General features: G+C 72.0%; 16 protein-coding genes. 7 read left to right on the forward strand and 9 right to left on the reverse strand.

What is annotated here, in order from left to right; genetic code table 11:
* Positions 1–2: 2 nt before the first annotated feature.
* The 5 genes from OCT49_RS04610 to OCT49_RS04630 are packed head-to-tail and all read left to right on the forward strand — an operon-like array spanning position 3 to position 5,009.
* Positions 3–983 (forward strand): carbohydrate ABC transporter permease, encoded by a 981-nt coding sequence (locus OCT49_RS04610; protein WP_283849943.1) that lies wholly within the window; start codon positions 3–5, stop codon positions 981–983.
* Positions 984–989: 6 nt separating this feature from the next.
* Entirely contained in the window at positions 990–2,018 is a 1,029-nt protein-coding gene (locus OCT49_RS04615) for an NAD-dependent epimerase/dehydratase family protein (RefSeq protein ID WP_283849942.1), read from the forward strand.
* Between the two features lie 23 nt (positions 2,019–2,041).
* Positions 2,042–3,109: a dihydrodipicolinate synthase family protein gene (locus tag OCT49_RS04620; protein ID WP_283855629.1), complete on the forward strand. Its 1,068-nt coding sequence runs from the start codon at positions 2,042–2,044 to the stop codon at positions 3,107–3,109.
* Positions 3,093–4,121, forward strand: a complete 1,029-nt coding sequence (locus tag OCT49_RS04625; RefSeq protein ID WP_283850621.1) for a hydroxyacid dehydrogenase — start codon at positions 3,093–3,095, stop codon at positions 4,119–4,121. The genes OCT49_RS04620 and OCT49_RS04625 overlap by 17 nt, the downstream gene beginning before the upstream one ends.
* Positions 4,122–4,160: 39 nt before the next feature.
* The gene (locus OCT49_RS04630) at positions 4,161–5,009 is read left to right on the forward strand and encodes a fumarylacetoacetate hydrolase family protein (protein ID WP_283850622.1); all 849 of its coding nucleotides are present in this window, start codon (positions 4,161–4,163) and stop codon (positions 5,007–5,009) included.
* Between the two features lie 122 nt (positions 5,010–5,131).
* Here the strand turns inward: OCT49_RS04630 and OCT49_RS04635 are convergent, their stop codons facing one another.
* From OCT49_RS04635 to OCT49_RS04655, 5 genes are all read right to left on the reverse strand, one after another.
* Positions 5,132–6,826 carry a flavin monoamine oxidase family protein gene (locus tag OCT49_RS04635; RefSeq protein ID WP_283850623.1) on the reverse strand — a complete coding sequence of 565 codons (1,695 nt, stop codon included), beginning with the start codon at positions 6,824–6,826 and terminating at the stop codon, positions 5,132–5,134.
* A 58-nt stretch (positions 6,827–6,884) separates the two neighbouring features.
* Positions 6,885–7,700: a carbon-nitrogen hydrolase family protein gene (locus OCT49_RS04640; protein ID WP_283850624.1), complete on the reverse strand. Its 816-nt coding sequence runs from the start codon at positions 7,698–7,700 to the stop codon at positions 6,885–6,887.
* Between the two features lie 232 nt (positions 7,701–7,932).
* The gene (locus tag OCT49_RS04645; protein ID WP_283850625.1) at positions 7,933–8,388 is read right to left on the reverse strand and encodes an Lrp/AsnC family transcriptional regulator; all 456 of its coding nucleotides are present in this window, start codon (positions 8,386–8,388) and stop codon (positions 7,933–7,935) included.
* 177 nt (positions 8,389–8,565) lie between these two features.
* Positions 8,566–10,023: an aldehyde dehydrogenase family protein gene (locus OCT49_RS04650; protein ID WP_283850626.1), complete on the reverse strand. Its 1,458-nt coding sequence runs from the start codon at positions 10,021–10,023 to the stop codon at positions 8,566–8,568.
* 208 nt (positions 10,024–10,231) lie between these two features.
* Positions 10,232–11,698 (reverse strand): GuaB1 family IMP dehydrogenase-related protein, encoded by a 1,467-nt coding sequence (locus tag OCT49_RS04655; RefSeq protein ID WP_283850627.1) that lies wholly within the window; start codon positions 11,696–11,698, stop codon positions 10,232–10,234.
* Between the two features lie 304 nt (positions 11,699–12,002).
* On the opposite strand from OCT49_RS04655, the gene OCT49_RS04660 reads away from it, so the two are divergent.
* Complete coding sequence (locus OCT49_RS04660) at positions 12,003–13,025, forward strand: terpene synthase family protein (RefSeq protein ID WP_283850628.1); 1,023 nt, start codon at positions 12,003–12,005, stop codon at positions 13,023–13,025.
* A gap of 79 nt (positions 13,026–13,104) precedes the next feature.
* On the opposite strand, the gene OCT49_RS04665 is transcribed toward OCT49_RS04660, so the two are convergent.
* From OCT49_RS04665 to fmt, 4 genes are all read right to left on the reverse strand, one after another.
* Positions 13,105–14,121, reverse strand: coding sequence for a sugar-binding transcriptional regulator (locus tag OCT49_RS04665; RefSeq protein ID WP_283855666.1), 1,017 nt, complete (start codon positions 14,119–14,121; stop codon positions 13,105–13,107).
* A 151-nt stretch (positions 14,122–14,272) separates the two neighbouring features.
* Positions 14,273–14,956: a ribulose-phosphate 3-epimerase gene (gene rpe, locus OCT49_RS04670; protein WP_283850629.1), complete on the reverse strand. Its 684-nt coding sequence runs from the start codon at positions 14,954–14,956 to the stop codon at positions 14,273–14,275.
* 184 nt (positions 14,957–15,140) lie between these two features.
* Positions 15,141–16,574 carry an RsmB/NOP family class I SAM-dependent RNA methyltransferase gene (locus tag OCT49_RS04675; protein ID WP_283850630.1) on the reverse strand — a complete coding sequence of 478 codons (1,434 nt, stop codon included), beginning with the start codon at positions 16,572–16,574 and terminating at the stop codon, positions 15,141–15,143.
* A gap of 118 nt (positions 16,575–16,692) precedes the next feature.
* Complete coding sequence (gene fmt, locus OCT49_RS04680; protein ID WP_283850631.1) at positions 16,693–17,625, reverse strand: methionyl-tRNA formyltransferase; 933 nt, start codon at positions 17,623–17,625, stop codon at positions 16,693–16,695.
* A 281-nt stretch (positions 17,626–17,906) separates the two neighbouring features.
* Between fmt and OCT49_RS04685 the strand changes: the two genes are divergently transcribed.
* Positions 17,907–18,443, forward strand: a complete 537-nt coding sequence (locus OCT49_RS04685; RefSeq protein ID WP_283850632.1) for a hypothetical protein — start codon at positions 17,907–17,909, stop codon at positions 18,441–18,443.
* The last annotated feature ends 36 nt before the right edge of the window (positions 18,444–18,479 follow it).

Raw genomic sequence — 18,479 nt, forward strand, 5'->3', positions numbered from 1 at the left:
CCATGACCCCCACCCCCACCCCCGTTTCCGGCCGGGCCGAGACCCCGCCCCCGCCCGGCACCACAACCCCGCCCGCGGCGAAGACCCCCGCTTTTGACCGGGCCGAGCGGCGGGCCGAACGCAGGCTGCGCAAGCTCTCCGAGCGGGACACCGTCCCGTACGGGATGCGTCCCACCCGGGCCGGCCGGATCGGGCGCGCCGTGCTGCTGGGTGTGGCGGCGCTCGTGACGGTTTTCCCGTTCTACGCGATGGTCGTGCTGTCGCTGAAGCCGTCCGCGGCGGTCGAGTTCCCCGGCAGTCTGCTGCCGTGGCCGCTGGCCGGCGAGGCCTACGACACCGTCATGAACGCCCAGGACGTGCCGCGCTGGCTGGTCAACACGCTGGTCTACTCGGTCGTCTCGGTGGTCGGGGTGCTGCTGCTGGCCTCGCTGGCCGGGTACGCCTTCGCCAAGAAGCGCTTCCCGGGCCGGGAGGCGATGTTCTGGTCGTTCCTGTCGATGGTGATGGTCCCGTACCACGTCACGATGATCCCGACGTTCGCGATGATCGCGAAGCTGGGCGGCGTGGACACCTACTGGGGCCTGATCGTGCCGACCCTGGCCAACGCCCAGGCGGTCTTCCTGATGCGGCAGTTCATCCAGGGCCTGCCCGACGAACTGTTCGAGGCGGCCCGCCTCGACGGCTGCAGCGAATGGCAGGTCTTCCACCGCATCGTGCTGCCCCTGCTGAAGCCGATCCTGGCCACCCTGGGCGTCTTCGTCTTCCTGTGGCACTGGAACGACTTCCTGTGGCCGCTGGTCATCGGCCAGTCCACCGACATGCGCACCCTCACCGTCGGCATCGCCTCGCTCCAGCAGCAGAACGTGCCCCTCAACGTGGTGCTCTCCGGCTCCGTCATCGCGTTCGTGCCCATCTTCGCCGCCTACCTGGTGGGCCAGCGCTACTTCACCGAGGGCGTCACCGCGTCCGGAATCAAGGGATAAACACACATGTTCACCGATGAGGCCGCGCTCGAAGAGCGGCTCGCCACCCCCACCCCCGCCCTGACCGCCGACCTCGGCCGCCTGGAGGGCGACCTGCTCATCCTCGGCGCCGGCGGCAAGATGGGCCCCAGCCTGTGCCGGCTGGCCCGCCGGGCGCTGGACGCCGCCGGCCGCCCCGATGTGACCGTGTACGCGGTCTCCCGCTGGTCCGACAAGTCCGCCGCCGACGAACTGGAGGCCGCCGGCATCTCCACCGTCGCCTTCGACCTCATGGACCCGGCCGCCGACCTGGCCGAGCTGCCGGACGCCGGGAACGTCGTCTTCATGGTCGGCGCCAAATTCGGCTCCGCCGGGGCCCCTTCACACGCCTGGGCGGTGAACGCCGCCCTGCCCGACCGGGTGGCGCGCCGCTGGCCCACGGCGCGGATCGCCGCGTTCTCCACCGGCAACGTGTACCCGCTGGTGCCGGTCTCCTCCGGCGGCTGCACCGAGAGCGACCCCGTCGGCCCGGTCGGCGAGTACGCCATGTCCTGCCTGGGCCGCGAACGCATCTTCGACCACGCGGCCCTCACCCGCGGCACCAGGGTCGCCAACATCCGCCTCAACTACGCCGTCGACCTGCGCTACGGCGTCCTCGCCGACATCGCCCACCGCGTCCACACCGGCCAGAGCGTCGACGTGACGACCGGTCACGCCAACGTGGTCTGGCAGGGATACGCCAACGAAGTCGCCCTGCGCACCCTGCTGCACGCCACCGACGGCGAGGCCTTCACCCTCAACCTCACCGGCCCCGAAACCGCCCCGGTGCGCCGCCTCGCCCACTGGTTCGGCGAGGAATTCGGCAAGGAGCCGGTCGTCGCCGGCGAGGAAGCGCCCACCGCGCTGCTCTCCGACGCCAGCCGCTGCCACGCCCTGTTCGGCTACCCGGACGTCTCCCTGCGCACCCTCGTCGAATGGCAGGCCGACTGGCTGCGCCGCGGGCTGCCGCTGTCCGGCAAGCCCACCAAGTTCCAGGTCCGCGACGGAAGGTTCTGATCCCCGTGTCCACTCCCTCCCTCCTGTCCGGAACCCCCTCCGGCGCCCCTTCCGTCTCTTCCGGTGCCCTGGACGTGCTCGCCCGCGGTGCGGTGATCCCCGCGCACCCGCTCGCCCTGCACGACGACGGCTCCTTCGACGAGCGCCGCCAGCGCGCACTGACCCGCTACTACCTCGCCTCGGGCGCGGGCGGCGTCGCCGTCGCCGTGCACACCACCCAGTTCGAGATCCGCGAACCGGAAGTCGGCCTCTTCCGGCCGGTCCTGGAACTGGCGGCCGAGACCATCGACACCGAGGCCGGCCGCCCCTTCATCAAGATCGCCGGGGCCTGCGGCTACACCGCCCAGGCCGTCGCCGAGGCCGAGACCGCAGCCGAACTCGGCTACGACGCCGTGCTGCTGAGCCCCGCCGTGCCCGGCGCGGACGAGAAGGGCCTGCTGGACCGGGCCCGCGCCGTCGGCGAAGTGCTGCCGGTGATCGGCTTCTACCTCCAGGAAGCCGTCGGCGGCCGCTACCTCTCGCCGCACTTCTGGTCCTCGTTCACCGACCTCCCCAACACCGCCGCCGTCAAGATCGCCCCCTTCGACCGCTACCGCACCGCCGACGTCATCCGCGCCGTGACCGCCGCCGACCGCGCCGACCAGGTGGCCCTGTACACCGGCAACGACGACGACATCATCGGCGACCTCCTCACCCCCTACGGCACCACACCCGACGGACCCCGCTGGTTCGCCGGCGGCCTCCTCGGCCAGTGGGCCGTATGGACCAGCTCCGCCGTCACCCTCCTCGACGACATCCGCCACGCACGCACCGGAAACCACGACGCCATGGTGCGCTGCCTGGCCCGCCGCCCCGAACTCACCGACGCCAACAGCGCCGTCTTCGACGTACGCGGCGCATTCCGCGGCTGCATCGCCGGCGTCCACGAAGTACTGCGCCGCCAGGGCCTGCTGGCGAACACCCGCTGCCTCGATCCGAAGGAGGTCCTGTCTCCCGGACAGGCCGAGGAGATCACCCGGGTCGCCACGGCCTACCCCTGGCTCACCGACGACGCCTTCGTCACGGAGCACCTCGATGCCTGGCTCTCCTGACCCGGGGACGGCCCGCCTGCCGCGGGCCGTCGTCGCCGTCCCCCCGCACCTGCGCGAGCAGTTCTTCACCCCCCAGGTGTGGCAGGAGCTGGAACGGGCCGCGGAGCTGACCGTCCTCGACCACCACACCGACCGGGCGGCGGTGACGGCGGCGCTGCCCGGCGCCCGAGCCCTGATCACCTCCTGGGGAACACCCCGCCTCAGCGAGGAACTCCTCGACGCCGCCGACCGGCTGGAACTGGTCGCCCACACCGGCTCGGCGGTCGCCCCGTACGTCACCGAGGAAGTCTTCCGGCGCGGCATCCTCGTCACCCAGGCCGGCGACGCGATGGCCCGCCCGGTCGCCGAAGTCGCCCTCGCCTTCACCCTCACCCTGCTCCACCGCATCCACCGCTTCGACCACGCCCTGCACAACGGAGCCGACTGGAACGAAGCCGGCCAGGCCCCGCCACGCCACGAGATCCACGGCAGCCCCATCGGGGTCATCGGCGCCTCCCGCACCGGGCGCGCGTACATCGCCCTGGCGAGGGCACTGGGGGCACGGGTGGGCGTGAGCGACCCGTACCTCTCCGAGGCGGACGCGCGGGAGCTCGGCGTGGAGCGCGTACCGCTCGACATGCTGCTGTCACGCAGCCGGATCGTCGCCGTGCACGCCCCGGTCACCGAGGAGACCCACCGGATGATCGGTGCCGCGCAGCTGACGCTGATGCCGGACGGGGCCGGTCTGGTGAACACCGCGAGGTCGTGGCTGGTCGACGAGGACGCACTGCTCGCCGAGCTGGCCACGGGCCGGCTGGACGCGGCGATCGACGTCTTCGACACCGAACCACTGCCAACGGACCACCCGTTCCGCTCCCTGCCGAACGTGCTGCTCACCCCGCACCAGGCGGCGGGCACCACCGAATGCCGGCAGCAGCTCGGCGCGAGCGCCGTCGACGAGGTGCTGCGCCTGTTCTCCGGGCGACCGCCGCTGCACGCCGTCACGGTCGACGCCCTCGCCCGTCTGCACTGAACCTCCCTGACACTCCACCCCCTTGAGAAAGTTCCTCCCATGCGACTGATGCGCATCGGCGAGCCGGGCCACGAGCGCCCGGTCCTCGTCCGTCCCGAAGGCCGTCACCACGACCTGTCCGGCGTCACCGACGACATCGACGGCGCGTTCCTCGCCGCGCTCGCGGACGACCCGGGCCTGATCCCCGCCGAGCCCGTGCTCCCCGAGATCGACATCACGGGCCTGCGGGTCGGCGCCCCGGTGGCCCGGCCCTCCGCGCTGCTGTGCATCGGCCAGAACTACGCGGCCCACGCCGCGGAGTCGGGTGCCGAACCGCCCGAGCAGCCGATCCTCTTCTACAAGTCGCCGAACACGGTCGTCGGCCCGTACGACGACGTGCTCATCCCGCGCGGCTCGAAGAAGACGGACTGGGAGGTGGAGCTGGCCGTCGTCATCGGCCGCCGCGCCTCCTACCTGGACTCCCCCGCCGACGCCGCCGCGCACATCGCGGGCTACGCCGTCAGCAACGACGTCTCCGAACGCGCCTTCCAGCTGGAGGAGTCGGGCGGTCAGTGGTCCAAGGGCAAGAGCTGTGCCACGTTCAACCCGCTGGGCCCGGTGCTGGTGACGGCCGACGAGGTCGGCGACCCGCAGGACCTGCGGCTGCGCAGCCACGTCAACGGCGAGCCGCGGCAGGACTCCAGCACCGCGGACATGATCTTCAGCGTGGCGCATCTGGTGCACCACCTGTCGCAGTACCTGGTGCTGGAGCCCGGTGACGTCATCAACACCGGTACCCCGCAGGGCGTGGCGCTGTCCGGCCGCTTCCCCTACCTGGGTCCGGGCGACGTGATGGAGGTCGAGATCTCGGGCCTCGGGCGGCAGCGCAGCGTCTGCCGGCCCGCGTAGCACCGGAGGGACCGGGTGAAGGACGGGCGCACGGAGGGGTGGGGCCCTCCCGTGCGCCCGCCGGTCCCAGGGGCGCCCGGTGGGCTCTCGGAGGCCGCCGGGCGTTCTGTTCTCCCGGAGACTCAGTTCTCCGGGAGTTCGACCGGGGCGATGTCGTCGAAGACGTCGCCGGGGCCGGGGTTCGTCGGGTCCGTCTCGCCGCCGAACTGGTGCATCACGCCCCACACGGCGTTGAGCGCGGTCTGCACGGCGCCCTCGGCCCATCCGGCCGTCCAGGAGATGTCGTCGCCCGCGAGGAACAGCCCGCGCCGGTCGGCGGGCAGCCGGTCCTGCATGAAGTGGGTGAACAGCCGCCGCTGGTAGCGGTAGTGGCCGGGCAGGTTGGCCTTGAACGCCCCCATGAAGTAGGGCTCGTTCTCCCAGGAGACCGTCACCGGGTTGCCGATGATGTGCTTCCTGATGTCCACGTGCGGGTAGATCTCGCCGAGCGACTTGAGCATGACGTCCATGCGCTCGGCCGGGGAGAGCGGCAGCCACTTCAGGCTGTCGTCGCACCAGGTGTACGAGAGGCAGATGACGGCGGGCCGGTCGGGGCCGTCGTCCAGGAGGTACGTCCCCCGGGTCATCCGGTCGGTGAGCGTCATCGACATGGCGTCCCGGCCGGTCGACTCGTCCTTGTCCAGCCAGAACGGCCGGTCGACCGGGACGAACAGCTTGGACGACTCCATGTAGTGGGTGCGCTCCATCGCCGTCCAGTGGTCGATCGGGAAGAGCGTGTCGTCGCAGTCGACCTTCGAGAGCAGCAGCCAGGACTGCCCGGTGAAGATCGCGGCCGGGTAGGTGCGGATGTCGCCGGTGGCGTCGGTGACGGTGATCCGGTTGCCGGCGGTGCGGTTCATCCGGGTCACGGCCGGGCGCGGCTCGCCGCCGTGCAGCGAGGACAGCGAGGTGCCGAGCGGCCAGTGGACGATCTTCTGCGGCTCGCGGTCCCACAGCCGCAGCGGGAGCTGCTGGCTGCCGCCGACGATGCCCCGGTGGTGGTCGTCCGCCTCGGTGTAGACGACGCGCAGGATCTCCAGGATGGAGTTGGGGAAGTCGGTGTCCCAGCCGCCGGTGCCGAAGCCGACCTGGCCGAAGATCTCCCGGTGCCGGAAGGACTTGAAGGCGTCGGAGTCGCAGAGGAAGCCGTAGAAGGTCTGGTTGTCGAGCTTCTCGACGAGCCTCGCCCAGATCTCCCGGATGCGCGGCACGTCGCGCTCGCGCATCGCGCGGTTCATGTCGGAGAAGTCGGCGCCCTCCTCCAGGCAGCGGTTCCAGGCGTCCATCACGTCGCGGTAGACCTGCGGAAGGTCGTCGATGGTCCGCGCGTAGTGGGACTCGCCCTTGAGGTCGACGACGGTCGACGGGGTGGCCGGGGAGAGCGGGTTGGGGAACGGCTTCGTCTCCAGGCCGACCAGGTCGATGTAGTGCTGGAGGGCGGTGGAGGACGGCGGGAAGCGCATCGCGCCCATCTCGGCGGTGAGGTCCGGGTCGCAGCCGTCGAACCCGACGGTGCGCAGCCGGCCGCCGATCCGGTCCGCCTCGTAGACGACGGGCTTGAGCCCCATCTTCATCAGCTCGTACGCGGCGACGATGCCGGACAGTCCGCCGCCGATGACGGCCACCTCGGTGCCGTGCTCGGTCGCCGGGATCTGCCCGATCCCGGCCGGGTGTGCCAGGAAGTCGTCGTACGCGTAGGGGAAGTCCGGCCCGAACATCGTGATCGGCTCGGCGGTGGCGTCGGTGTGCTGGACGGCGTTGGGCACCGTGGACGTCATGGGGTACGGACTCCTTGCGCGGTGGTGAAAGAAGGTGGAACGGGGGTGCGGGCTCGGGTCAGGGAGCCGTACGGGCCGGGGCGAGGGAGCCGTACAGACCGGGGCGGCGGTCGCGCAGATACGGGTTGGCGGCGCGCGAGGCGCTCAGGAAGCGGGGGTCCACCTCGCCGATGACCAGTTCCTCGCCGCGTCCGGCGCGGGTGCGGGCGGTGCCGTCGGGGCCGGCCAGGCAGCTCAGTCCGACGAACTCGAACTCGCCCTCCTGCCCCGTCCGGTTGGCGTACGCCACGTACATCTGGTTCTCGAAGGCGCGGACCGGCACGAGGGACTCGGCGACGAACGAGAAGGGGTGCATCAGCGCGGTGGGCACCAGGAGCAGGTCGGTGCCCGCGAGGGCGTGCGCGCGGACGTTCTCCGGGAACTCGACGTCGTAGCAGATCACGATGCCGATGCGTACGCCGTCCAGGTCGGCCTGGACCACGGTCTGCTCGCCCGGGGTGAACCACTTCTGCTCGAAGTCGCCGAACAGGTGCGTCTTGCGGTAGCCGGCCAGTACCGCCCCGTCCGGGCCGACGAGCTGCGCGGCGTTGAAGATCCGCTCGCCCGCGCGTTCCGGGTAGCCGTGGAGGACGGCGAGTCCGTGCCGGGCGGCGATCTCGCCGACGGCCCGGAGGGACGGCCCGTCGGCCGGCTCGGCCAGCCGGGCGACGTCGGCCCCGATCGCGTAGCCGGTCAGGAAGAGTTCGGGGCAGACCAGCAGCCGGGCACCGGCCTCGGCCGCCCGCCGCGCGGCGTCGTCGAGCACCTCGAGGTTCTCGTCCACGCGCCCGGGGCGTCCGGAGCTCTGGAGCAGGGCGGTGCGCAACGACGGCATGGCTGACCTCGGGCGGTGCGGGCGGGGCGGGGACGTATCGACGGTACGGTCCGCCGCTCGGGCCGGACAAGACGTGACCGTTGCGCGTGCACCGTCGATCCATTGCGTGGGCACCGCCTGTTCCGGCGATTCATTGCGCGGGACGTCTTCGCAGGTCACACGCGTGATCCAGGTCTCACCCGGACCCCTTGTCCGTAGCCCCGCGCCGGTCGGGGGCGAGGCTGCGGGGCCGCTACTCGGGCACGCCCGACGAGTACCGTCGCAGCAGCGGCGACAGCACCAGGACGGACTTGGTCCGCTCCACGTAGGGCTCGCCCGCGATCCGCTCCAGCACCTGCTCGAAGTGGCGCATGTCCGCGGCGAAGACCTGCACGATCGCGTCGGCGTCGCCGGTCACCGTGGAGGCCGACGCGATCTCCGGGTACCGGGCGAGGCCCTGCTTGATCGCCTCCGGCGAGGTGTTGCGGCTGCAGTAGATCTCGATGAACCCCTCGGTCTCCCAGCCCAGCGCCGCCGGGTCCACCCGGACCGTGAAGCCGGTGATGGCGCCCTCGGCGCGCAGCCGGTCCACCCGGCGTTTCACGGCGGGCGCGGACAGGCCGATCATGGCTCCGATGTCCGCGTAGGAGCGCCGGGCGTCTTCGGCGAGGGCGTGGACGATGCGTTCGTCGAGGTCGTTCAGGCGCACGGCGGGCGGTTCACTTCTCTGCGATGGCCGGTTTCGGTGGGCGGCACGGGCCGCCACCGAAGTAGACCACGGCCCCGCACGGTCCGGCGCGCCCACCATGGCGGCGGCCGTGCCGCCCGGTCCCGGAAGGCCGGGACCGGGCGGCACGGCCGCGGAGAAGTCGGAGCGGTGGAAGGCTCAGAACGGGAACCGCGAGCGGCCGTGCTGCACCGAGATCCACTTCTGGGTGGTGAAGGCCTCGACCATCGAGTCGCCGTTGAGCCGGCCGAGGCCCGAGCTCTTCTCGCCGCCGAACGGGACGATGGGCTCGTCGTGGACCGTGCCGTCGTTGATGTGGATCATGCCGGTGCGGATGCGCTGCCCGACCCGTACGCCGCGTTCGATGTTGCCGGTGTGCACCGCACCGCTCAGCCCGTACGGGGTGTCGTTGGCGATCCGGACCGCCTCGTCCTCGCCGTCGAACGGCACGAGGAGCGCGACCGGGCCGAAGATCTCCTGGGACAGGACGGGGGAATCGGCGGCCAGCCCGGTCAGCACGGACGGGCTCACCAGGTTGCCCTCGGCCCGGCCGTGCAGCAGTGCCGTGGCACCGGCCTCCACGGTCTGGTCCACGAGCGAGGAGACGGCCTCGGCCTGCGAGGAGTTGATCAGCGGGCCGATGACGGTCTCGGGGTCGGCCGGGTCGCCGACCTTGAGGGAGGCGACCTTCGCGACGAACTTCTCGGTGAACTCCTTCTCCACCGCCCGGTCGACCAGGATGCGGTTGGCGGCCATGCAGACCTGCCCCTGGTGCACGTACCGGCTGAAGACGGCCGCGTCCACGGCGTAGTCCAGGTCGGCGTCGTCGAGGACGATCAGCGCGCTGTTGCCGCCGAGTTCGAGCACGGCGCGCTTGAGGTTCGCCGCGCACACCGTGGCGACGTGCCGCCCCACCTTGTCCGAGCCGGTGAAGGAGATGACCTGGGGCACGGGGTGCTCCAGCAGCGCGTCACCGATCTCGGCGATGTCGGTGACCACGACGTTCAGCAGACCGGCGGGCAGCCCCGCCTCCTCGAACACCTTCGCCACCAGCGTGCCGCCGCAGACCGGGGTGTTCTGGTGCGGCTTGAGCACCACGGCGTTGCCGAGCGCCAGGGCGGGGGCGACGGACTTCAGCGACAGCAGGAACGGGAAGTTGAAGGGGCTGATGACCCCGACGACCCCGACGGGCATCCGGTAGACCCGGTTCTCCTTGCCCTCGGTCGGCGAGGGCAGGATCTGGCCCGAGGGCCGCAGCGCGAGCTGGATCGACTCCCGCAGGAACTCCTTGGCCAGGTGCAGCTCGAAGGCCGCCTTCACCCGGGTGCCGCCCAGCTCCGCGACGATCGCGTCGCCGATCTCGGCCTCGCGCTCCTCGACGATGCGCAGGGCCCGCTCCAGGACCATGCGGCGACTGTACGGGTTGGTGTCGCCCCAGGCCTGCTGGGCGGCCTCCGCCGCGCGGTACGCCTGGTCCACCTCGCCGGCCGTGGCGACCGTGATCTCGGCGAGCTTCTCCCCGTTGTACGGGTTGAAGTCGATGATGTCCCAGGATCCCTTGCCCGGCCTCCATTCTCCGTCGATGTACTGCTGGGCCAGGTCGGTGAAGAAGGACATGAGATCCCTTACCACAGAGGAACAGGAAGCTGATCACGGTTCATGTTACTTACATTCCAACGGGGTTGATGCGCACAGTCGTGCCATGGATTGTCAGGAACCGGACATCCTCGGCCCCTGCCGGACTCCCCCGGACGCACCGGTGCCCCTCCGGGCTCGAACGGCCCGGAGGGGCACCGGTTCCGGGGATCCCGCGGGACCCGCGGGATCAGTTCCAGCTGGCGTGCAGCGGCTTGCCCTCGGCGTATCCGGCGGCGCTCTGCACTCCGACCACCGCCTTCTCGGCGAACTCCGCCAGGGAGGCCGCTCCGGCGTAGGTGCAGGAGGAGCGGACGCCCGCGATGATCGAGTCGATCAGGTCCTCGACGCCGGGCCTGGCCGGGTCTAGGAACATCCGCGAGGTGGAGATGCCCTCCTCGAAGAGCGCCTTGCGGGCCCGGTCGTACGCGGACTCCTCCGAGGTGCGGTTCTTCACGGCGCGCGCGGACGCCATCCCGAAGGACTCCTTGTAGAGGCGGCCGTCGGCGGACTGCTGGAGGTCGCCGGGCGACTCGTACGTACCGGCGAACCAGGAGCCGATCATCACGTTGGAGGCACCGGCGGCGAGCGCCATCGCGACATCGCGCGGGTGGCGCACCCCGCCGTCCGCCCAGACGTGCTTGCCGTGCCTGCGGGCCTCGGCGGCGCACTCCAGCACGGCGGAGAACTGCGGGCGGCCCACTCCGGTCATCATCCGGGTGGTGCACATGGCGCCGGGGCCGACACCGACCTTGACGATGTCCGCGCCGGCCTCGACGAGGTCGCGCACGCCCTCGGCGGCGACGACGTTGCCCGCGACGACCGGCACCTTCGGGCCGAGCGCGCGCACCGCACGGACCGCGCCGATCATGGACTCCTGGTGGCCGTGGGCGGTGTCCACGACGAGCGTGTCGACCCCGGCGGCGAGGAGCTGCCCGGCCTTGCCCTCGACGTCGCCGTTGATGCCGACGGCGGCGGCGATCCGCAGCCGGCCCCCGGCGTCGATGGCGGGGGTGTACAGGGTGGCGCGCAGGGCGGCCTTGCGGGTGAGGATGCCGGCGAGCCGGCCGTCCGCGTCGACCGCGGGGGCGAGCTTGCGGTTGGCGCCGTCGAGCCGGTTGAACGCGTCGCGCGGATCGATGTCCGCCTCGAGCAGCACCAGGTCCTTGGACATGACCTCGGAGAGCTGGGTGAAGCGGTCGACGCCGTTCAGGTCGTGCTCCGTGACGACGCCGACGGGCCGGTGCTCCCCGTCGACGACGACGCCCGCGCCGTGCGCGCGCTTGTGGAGCAGGGACAGGGCGTCGGCGACCGTCTGGCCCGGGGTCAGTACGATCGGTGTGTCGAGCACCAGGTGGCGCGTTTTCACCCAGGAGATGACGTCGGTGACGACCTCGATCGGGATGTCCTGCGGGATGACGACGAGGCCACCCCGGCGGGCGACGGTTTCGGCCATCCGGCGGCCCGCGATGGCCGTCATGTTCGCGACGACGAGCGGAATGGTGGTGCCGGTGCCGTCGGGCGAGGAGAGGTCGACACCCTGGCGGGAACCGACCGCGGAACGGCCCGGAACCATGAAGACATCGTCGTACGTGAGGTCGTAGGGGACCGAGGGAGAATCCGTGTAGCGACCGGTGCCGGGCTCAAGAAAACGCATAAGACTCATTTTTTCATACGAAATCGAACAGGTCGCCCCCAGCAAGACACAACAAATGACCCCCGCGTTCGTGCGTTCCTCCGAAAGGAATCGGCGGAACCCGGACAAGCGGAACCCGTCTTGCCGGGCGACTCCGCCCGAAGCGCTTTCGAAGCATTCGCGATCATCTTCCCTGGACCTGGTGACAAGGGCTCGGGTAGCTTCAAATCCGCAGGTCCCGTGGGTCACGACTACGCCCCGGAGGAACAGTCGGAAGGGTCACAACTTCCGCCACCCGTACGACCGGAGAGGATCACGACCCCCCGTGGAGAGCGAACTGCCGGACATCTACTGCCCGTTCCCCCAGCGGACCAACCCGCACGTCGGACACACCCGGATCCACCTCGCCGAATGGATCCGCAACACCGGTCTGGTGCACCGGGATTCAGCCAGAGAGCGCTTCGAGCAGGCGGACTTCGGGGCGTTCGTCGGCATGGTCTACCCGACCGCCGACAGCAAGAATCTGGACCTCGTCGCCGACTGGTTCGTGTGGCTGTTCCTCGTCGACGACCAGCTCGACGACGGCCATCTCGGCCGCAGCCCGGAGCGGGTGCGGGACGTGGTCGACGTGATGCGTTCCGTGGTCGAGAGCCCCGGTCCGGTCGTCCTGCCGGACGAGGAACTGCCCGCGGCCGTGATCGCCCTGGCCGACCTGTGGGAACGCACGACGCCCGGCACGGCCGCGCACTGGCGCACCCGGTTCGCCTGGCACGTGACCACCTACCTCACGACGGCCACCACCTGGGAGGCCGGCAACCGGGCCGCGGGCGTGGTGCCGTCCGAGGAGACGTACATCGCCAAGCGGCGCCACACCGGGGCGATACACGTCTGCATGGACCTGATAGAGATCGTGGCCGGCATCGAGGCCCCCGAGTCGATACACAACGACTCCCGGTTCATCACGGCCCTGGAAGCCTCGTGCAACGTCGTGTGCTGGGCCAACGACGTGTACTCCTATGAGAAGGAGCAGGTGCTCGGGGAGATCCACAACCTGGTCCACCTGGTCCGGCACCACCGCGGCCACGGCAAGCGGCAGGCGATCGAACACGTCTGCGCGGAGATCGAGACGGAGACCCGGCGATTCCTCGCCGCGGAGGCCGAGCTGCTGGAGGCCTACCCCCAGCTGTCGTGGATGCTCTCGCCGTACCTGGACGGGATGCGGAGCTGGATGCGCGGCAATCTGGACTGGTCGCGGCAGACCCCCCGCTACAACCCGGCCGACGTGGGGCAGTACGAGGAGCCCGAGGAGTACCTGGAGGCGACGGTCCTGGGCGTGGCCCCGGACTGAGACCGCCGCGGAGCTCGCAGGAGGCCCCCGCCCGGCACGTCGGGTCCGGCGGGGGCCTCCTCCGTGTCCTCGTCCCCGGTCAGTCGCCGTCCGGGTCGGCCCGCTCCAGTGCCGGACGCTGCGGCGCGGGCGACTCCGTCAGCAGGTGGTCGGCCGCCGCCGTGTCCGTCACCAGGCTGGTGACCAGCCCGGACCTCAGCACCGCGCCGATCGCCGCGGCCTTGCGCTGGCCGCCCGCGATCGCCACCACCTCGGGAATCCGGCGCAGCCGGTCCGCCTGGACCGTGATGCACCGCTCCCCCAGGTCCCGGCCGACCCGCCGCCCCTCGGCGTCGAAGAGGTGCGCGGACATCTCCGCTGCGACGCCGAGCGAGGCGTAGTGCGCCCGCTCCTCGTCCGAGAGCATGTCGTGGACGGTCGAGATGCCCGGCTCCCAGGAACCGATGGAGACCGCGGCGACGGTCACCTTGTCGAAGTACTCGAAGGCACGGGCGATACCGGTCTGGTGCCGCAGCGCGGCGGCCGTGGCCGGGTCGGGCAGCAGCATCGGGGCGTAGATGGGGTGGGCCTCACCGCCCGACACCTGCGCCGCCCGCCGGACCGCCTCGACCGAACCGCGCTCGGCCGTCCCCGCGTCGTACACCCCGGTGAGCTGCACGACCGTGCACGGCGGCAGCCGGTCGAGCGCCGCCGCCATGTGGATGGTCGACCGGCCCCAGGCCAGGCCGAGCACATCGCCCTCGTTCACCAGTTCGCCGAGGAGATCGGCCGCGACCTCGCCCAGGTTCTCCGGGTCGGGTGCGTCGTCCTGCTCCTCCGCGGGGGATTCGACGACGACCGCGTGGCGCAGCCCGTAGCGGGCCCGGAGCGCGTCGGAGCGCTCGGCGTCCAGCTCGGCGGGAACGCGGATCTCGATCCGTACGAGGTCGCGCTCAAGAGCCGTCTCCAGGACCCGGGCCACCTTGAAACGGCTGACGCCGAACTCCTCGGCGATCTGGATCTTCGACTTTCCCTCGAGGTAGAAGCGGCGGGCCATGGCCGCCGCCTGCACCAGCTCCGCGGGCCCCATCCGCAGGGCGGACCGACCCGCCGACATTGCAGACACCGCGATCTCCTCACTGCTGTTCACACTCTCGATACGCCGTTCATCCTGTCAGATCCGGCGCCCCCTGATCGGCCCCGTCGGACCGAGTTCATCTGCCCTTGGCCGGGCCGACCCACGAACGGAAACCCGGGCGGTCCGGATCTCAGTGACCGCAGGCCCGGGTCGCCGAGGCGGTGGCCCCCTCGGCCCTGGTGCGCAGCGCCCGCACCGCTTCGGCCGGGTCCTTCGCCCCGTACACCGCGGAACCCGCGACAAACACGTCCGCCCCGGCCTCGGCGCACCGCTCGATGGTGGACTCGGAGACCCCGCCGTCGACCTGGAGCCACAGTTCGAGGCCGTGCTTGGAGATCAGCTCACGGGTGCGGCGGATCTTCGGCAGCATGATGTCCAGGAACGCCTGGCCGCCGAAGCCCGGCTCCACCGTCATGATCAGCAGCATGTCGAGCTCGGGCAGCAGGTCCTCGTACGGCTCGATCGGCGTCGCGGGCTTGAGCGCCATGGAGGCGCGGGCCCCCTTGGCCCGGATCTCCCGCGCCAGCCGCACGGGCGCCGCCGCGGCCTCCACGTGGAAGGTGACGGAGCCCGCGCCGGCCTCGACGTACTGCGGCGCCCAGCGGTCCGCGTCCTCGATCATCAGATGGCAGTCCAGCGGGGTGTCCGTGGCCCGGCTGAGCGATTCCACGATCGGCACGCCGAGGGTCAGGTTGGGCACGAAGTGGTTGTCCATCACATCGACATGGAGCCAGTCGGCACCTTCGACTGCCTTCGCCTCCTCGGCGAGGCGGGCGAAGTCGGCGGACAGGATGCTGGGGTTGATCTGGGCCATGAGCCAAGCCTGCCACGTTCCGCGCCGCTTCCCCGCCCCGGTGCCCGCCAAAGCCTCACGGGATCATTACAGTTCGCGCGATCCGGGCGCTCCCGGCCGCATGATCCGGACGTTTCGGCCCGGGGCGGGCGCCCCGGGGGCCACCGTTGCAGGAAGACGCAGCGGCCCCGGGCCGGCCGGTTCCTCAGGCGGTGCGCCGCAGCAGCGCCAGGTACATCGCGTCCGTGCCGTGCAGGTGCGGCCACAGCTGGACGTCCGGGCCGTCGCCCAGCGCGGGCACCCCCGGCAGCAGCGGGCGGGCGTCCACCCACTCCGCTTCCACGGACCGGCCGCCGCGCCCCTTGAGCACGTCCTCGACGACGACCCGGGTCTCCGCGAGGTGCGGCGAGCAGGTCGCGTAGCCGACGACGCCGCCGACCCGCACCGCCGCCAACGCCTCGCGCAGCAGCGACCGTTGCAGCGGGGCGAAGTTCTCCAGGTCCTCCCTGCGGCGGCGCCAGCGCGCCTCCGGGCGGCGGCGCAGCGCGCCGAGACCGGAGCACGGCACGTCCATCAGCACCCGGTCGAAACTTCCCGGCCGCCACGGCGGGCGGGTGCCGTCGGCGGTGACCACCTGGTACGGGCCGGGGTTGCCGGACAGGGCTCGCTCGACGAGCCGGGCCCGGTGCGGCTGCTTCTCGGCGGCGATCAGGGCGGCGCCCCGTCCGGCGGCCAGCGCACCGAGCAGGGCGGCCTTTCCGCCCGGTCCCGCGCAGCCGTCGAGCCAGCGGCTGTCGCTCCCCTCCACGGGGGCGTCGGCCAGGGCCAGGGCGACCAGCTGGCTGCCCTCGTCCTGGACCCCGGCCCGGCCCTCCCGGACCGCCTCCAGGGCGCCGGGCTCGCCGCCCTCCGCCATCCGCACGGCATGCGGCGACCAGCGGCCGGGCAGGCCGTTCCCGTCGCCGAGGGCGGTGAGCAGTTCGTCGGTGGTGGCGCGGCCGGGGCGGGCGACCAGGGTGACCTCGGGCCGTTCGTTGTCCGCCTCCAGGAGGTCCTCGATCCCGGCCCGGCCGCCGCCCAGCGCGTCCCACAGGGCGGAGACGATCCAGCGCGGATGCGAGTGCACGATCGCGAGGTGGTCCTCGGGGTCCTCCTCGTACGAGGGGGCCACCCGTGCGATCCAGCCGTCGAGGTCGTCGGCGGAGACCTTCCGCAGGACGGCGTTGACGAACTTGGCCCGGCCCTCGCCGAGCACCACCCGGGCCAGTTCCACGCTGGCGGAGACCGCGGCGTGGGTGGGGATGCGGGTGCCGAGCAGCTGGTGCACGCCCATCTCGATCACGTCCAGGACCGGCTGGTCGACCTCGCGCAGCGGCCGGTCGATGCAGGCCGCGACGATCGCGTCGTACGTCCCCTGGCGGCGCAGCGTCCCGTAGACCAGCTCGGTCGCCAGCGCCGCGTCCCGGTGGTCGAAGTCGCCCTTGGCGCGGGCCTTCTTCAGCAGCGGGGGCAGGACGAGGTTGGCGTACGCGTCGCGTTCGTCGACGGCCCTGAGCGCCTCGAAGGCGAGGAACCGGACCGGATCCTTCTTGGGGCGGCGATGCGGCTTGGCGGGACGGCGACGCTGCTGGTCGTTCACGTGAAAGGTGCTCCGCTGACGGTCGAGAGGACGAATCCTCCCAGCGTATCGCCGCCCGGGCCGCGAAGGGCCCCGGCGCCCGCCGGGCGGTCTCCGGCCGGCGGGCGGGCGGCGGGTCTCAGACGCCCAGCAGCTCGCCGTGGGCGATGCGCACCCCGCGGGCCCAGTCGGCGGCCCGCATCGGCTTCTTGCCCTGCGGCTGGACCCAGAGCAGTTCGACGGCGTGCGACCCGGTGCCCACGTACACGTTGTTCTTCGCCGCCGACAGCTCGCCGGGGGCCAGGTCGGCACGGTCCTGCACGGGCGCCACCTGGACCAGCTTCAGGCGTTCCCCGCGGAACAGGGTCCAGGCGCCGGGGGCGGGCGTGCAGCCGCGCACCACGCGGTCGACCCGCAGGGCGGGGGCGGACCACTGCACCTGGGCGTCCTCGACGGTGATCTTCGGTGCGAGGGTGATCCCCTCGGCGGGCTGCGGAACGGCGTGCAGGGTGCCGTCCTCGATGCCGTCCATCGTCGCTGCGAGCAGCCCCGCACCGGCGAACGCGAGCCGGGTGAGCAGGTCGCCGCTGGTGTCGGTGGGGCGCACCTCCTCGGTGAGGACGCCGTACACCGGGCCGGAGTCCAGGCCCTCCTCGATCAGGAAGGTCGACGCGCCGGTCACCTCGTCGCCCGCCATGACCGCGTGCTGCACGGGGGCGGCGCCGCGCCAGGCGGGCAGCAGCGAGAAGTGGAGGTTGACCCAGCCGCGGGCGGGCACGGCGAGCGCCTCCTCGGGGAGCAGCGCCCCGTAGGCGACGACCGGGCAGCAGTCCGGGGCGATCTCCCGCAGCCGGGCCAGGAAGTCCGCGTCGCGCGGCCGGGCGGGCTTGAGCACCTCGATGCCGGCCTCCTCGGCGCGCTCGGCGACGGGGCTGGCGACCAGCCGTCGGCCCCGCCCGGCGGGGGCGTCGGGCCGGGTGACGACGGCGGCCACCTCGTGCCGGTCGGAGGCGATCAGGGCGTCCAGGGCGGGTACGGCTACCTCGGGGGTGCCTGCGAAGACGAGCTTCATGGGTGGCTGACTGCCTCTCGGGCCGGAACGTACGGTGACGAGCGACGCGTGGGACCGACCGGCAGCCCCGTGACGCCGCCCCCTGTTCGCCGGTCGGCCCCTCAGTCTATGGGCCGGGCGGCCGGGGGGCGTACGCATGGCCGCGCGCCCCTTTGACGGGCGCACGCGCCCCTGATGCGTGACCAGATCCACAGCTCGGGCGTTGGTCAAGAGAGATTGACCGAAGCGAGCCGCCACGATGCGGCCCGATCCCTTTCAACGCCGGTTCGAGAGGCTTCTTCATGGCCGACCACGCAACCCACGACGCCCAAGCGAGGGCCAGCCTGCATCTGTTGGTGCGGGACATCGAGCGGGTCCGGCGGCAGGTGGACGCGCTGCGCACGCTCACCGCCCAACTGGGCAACGTCTACCGTCCCCGCCGCTCCGGCCCGTCCACGGGCTTCGTCGTCTACGGCCGGGCCCCGGCCCCCACCGTCAGGCTGGCCCAGGAACTGCGCGACAGCGTCGAGACCCTGGTCACCGCGGCGGTGGACTTCGACCGTTCGCTGGGCTTCTCCTGGGACGCGGTGGGCTCCGCGCTCGGGGTCACCAAGCAGGCGGTGCACCGGCGCTACGGCGCCCGTCGCAACGCCCGGCAGACGGGGGCGGCCGAGACCGCCGCGGAGACGGCGGGGCCGCGCGCCCTGCCGGGTTCGGCGAACCCGTCCGCGCTGCCCGTCGTGCCCGCCGCGCGCTCCATGCCGCCGCAGCCGGGGGACCGTCCGGTGCTCCGGGACGACCTGCGCCCCGGTGTCTTCCCCGGTCCGCGCAACGGCTGACCGCTCCGCCCCTGCCCCGCCGTGTTCCGACGCCCG

This window comes from Streptomyces sp. ML-6 (genome assembly GCF_030116705.1).
GTDB lineage: Bacteria > Actinomycetota > Actinomycetes > Streptomycetales > Streptomycetaceae > Streptomyces.

Bases quoted from the DNA above. Each gene is read 5' to 3' on its own strand.
- OCT49_RS04610 (WP_283849943.1), top strand. From the start codon at position 3: ATGACCCCCACCCCCACCCCCGTTTCCGGCCGGGCCGAGACCCCGCCC.
- OCT49_RS04615 (WP_283849942.1), top strand. From the start codon at position 990: ATGTTCACCGATGAGGCCGCGCTCGAAGAGCGGCTCGCCACCCCCACC.
- OCT49_RS04650 (WP_283850626.1), bottom strand. From the start codon at position 10,023: ATGTCCTTCTTCACCGACCTGGCCCAGCAGTACATCGACGGAGAATGG.
- fmt (WP_283850631.1), bottom strand. From the start codon at position 17,625: ATGAAGCTCGTCTTCGCAGGCACCCCCGAGGTAGCCGTACCCGCCCTG.
- OCT49_RS04630 (WP_283850622.1), top strand. From the start codon at position 4,161: ATGCGACTGATGCGCATCGGCGAGCCGGGCCACGAGCGCCCGGTCCTC.
- rpe (WP_283850629.1), bottom strand. From the start codon at position 14,956: ATGGCCCAGATCAACCCCAGCATCCTGTCCGCCGACTTCGCCCGCCTC.
- OCT49_RS04625 (WP_283850621.1), top strand. From the start codon at position 3,093: ATGCCTGGCTCTCCTGACCCGGGGACGGCCCGCCTGCCGCGGGCCGTC.
- OCT49_RS04655 (WP_283850627.1), bottom strand. From the start codon at position 11,698: ATGCGTTTTCTTGAGCCCGGCACCGGTCGCTACACGGATTCTCCCTCG.
- OCT49_RS04665 (WP_283855666.1), bottom strand. From the start codon at position 14,121: ATGTCGGCGGGTCGGTCCGCCCTGCGGATGGGGCCCGCGGAGCTGGTG.
- OCT49_RS04685 (WP_283850632.1), top strand. From the start codon at position 17,907: ATGGCCGACCACGCAACCCACGACGCCCAAGCGAGGGCCAGCCTGCAT.
- OCT49_RS04640 (WP_283850624.1), bottom strand. From the start codon at position 7,700: ATGCCGTCGTTGCGCACCGCCCTGCTCCAGAGCTCCGGACGCCCCGGG.
- OCT49_RS04635 (WP_283850623.1), bottom strand. From the start codon at position 6,826: ATGACGTCCACGGTGCCCAACGCCGTCCAGCACACCGACGCCACCGCC.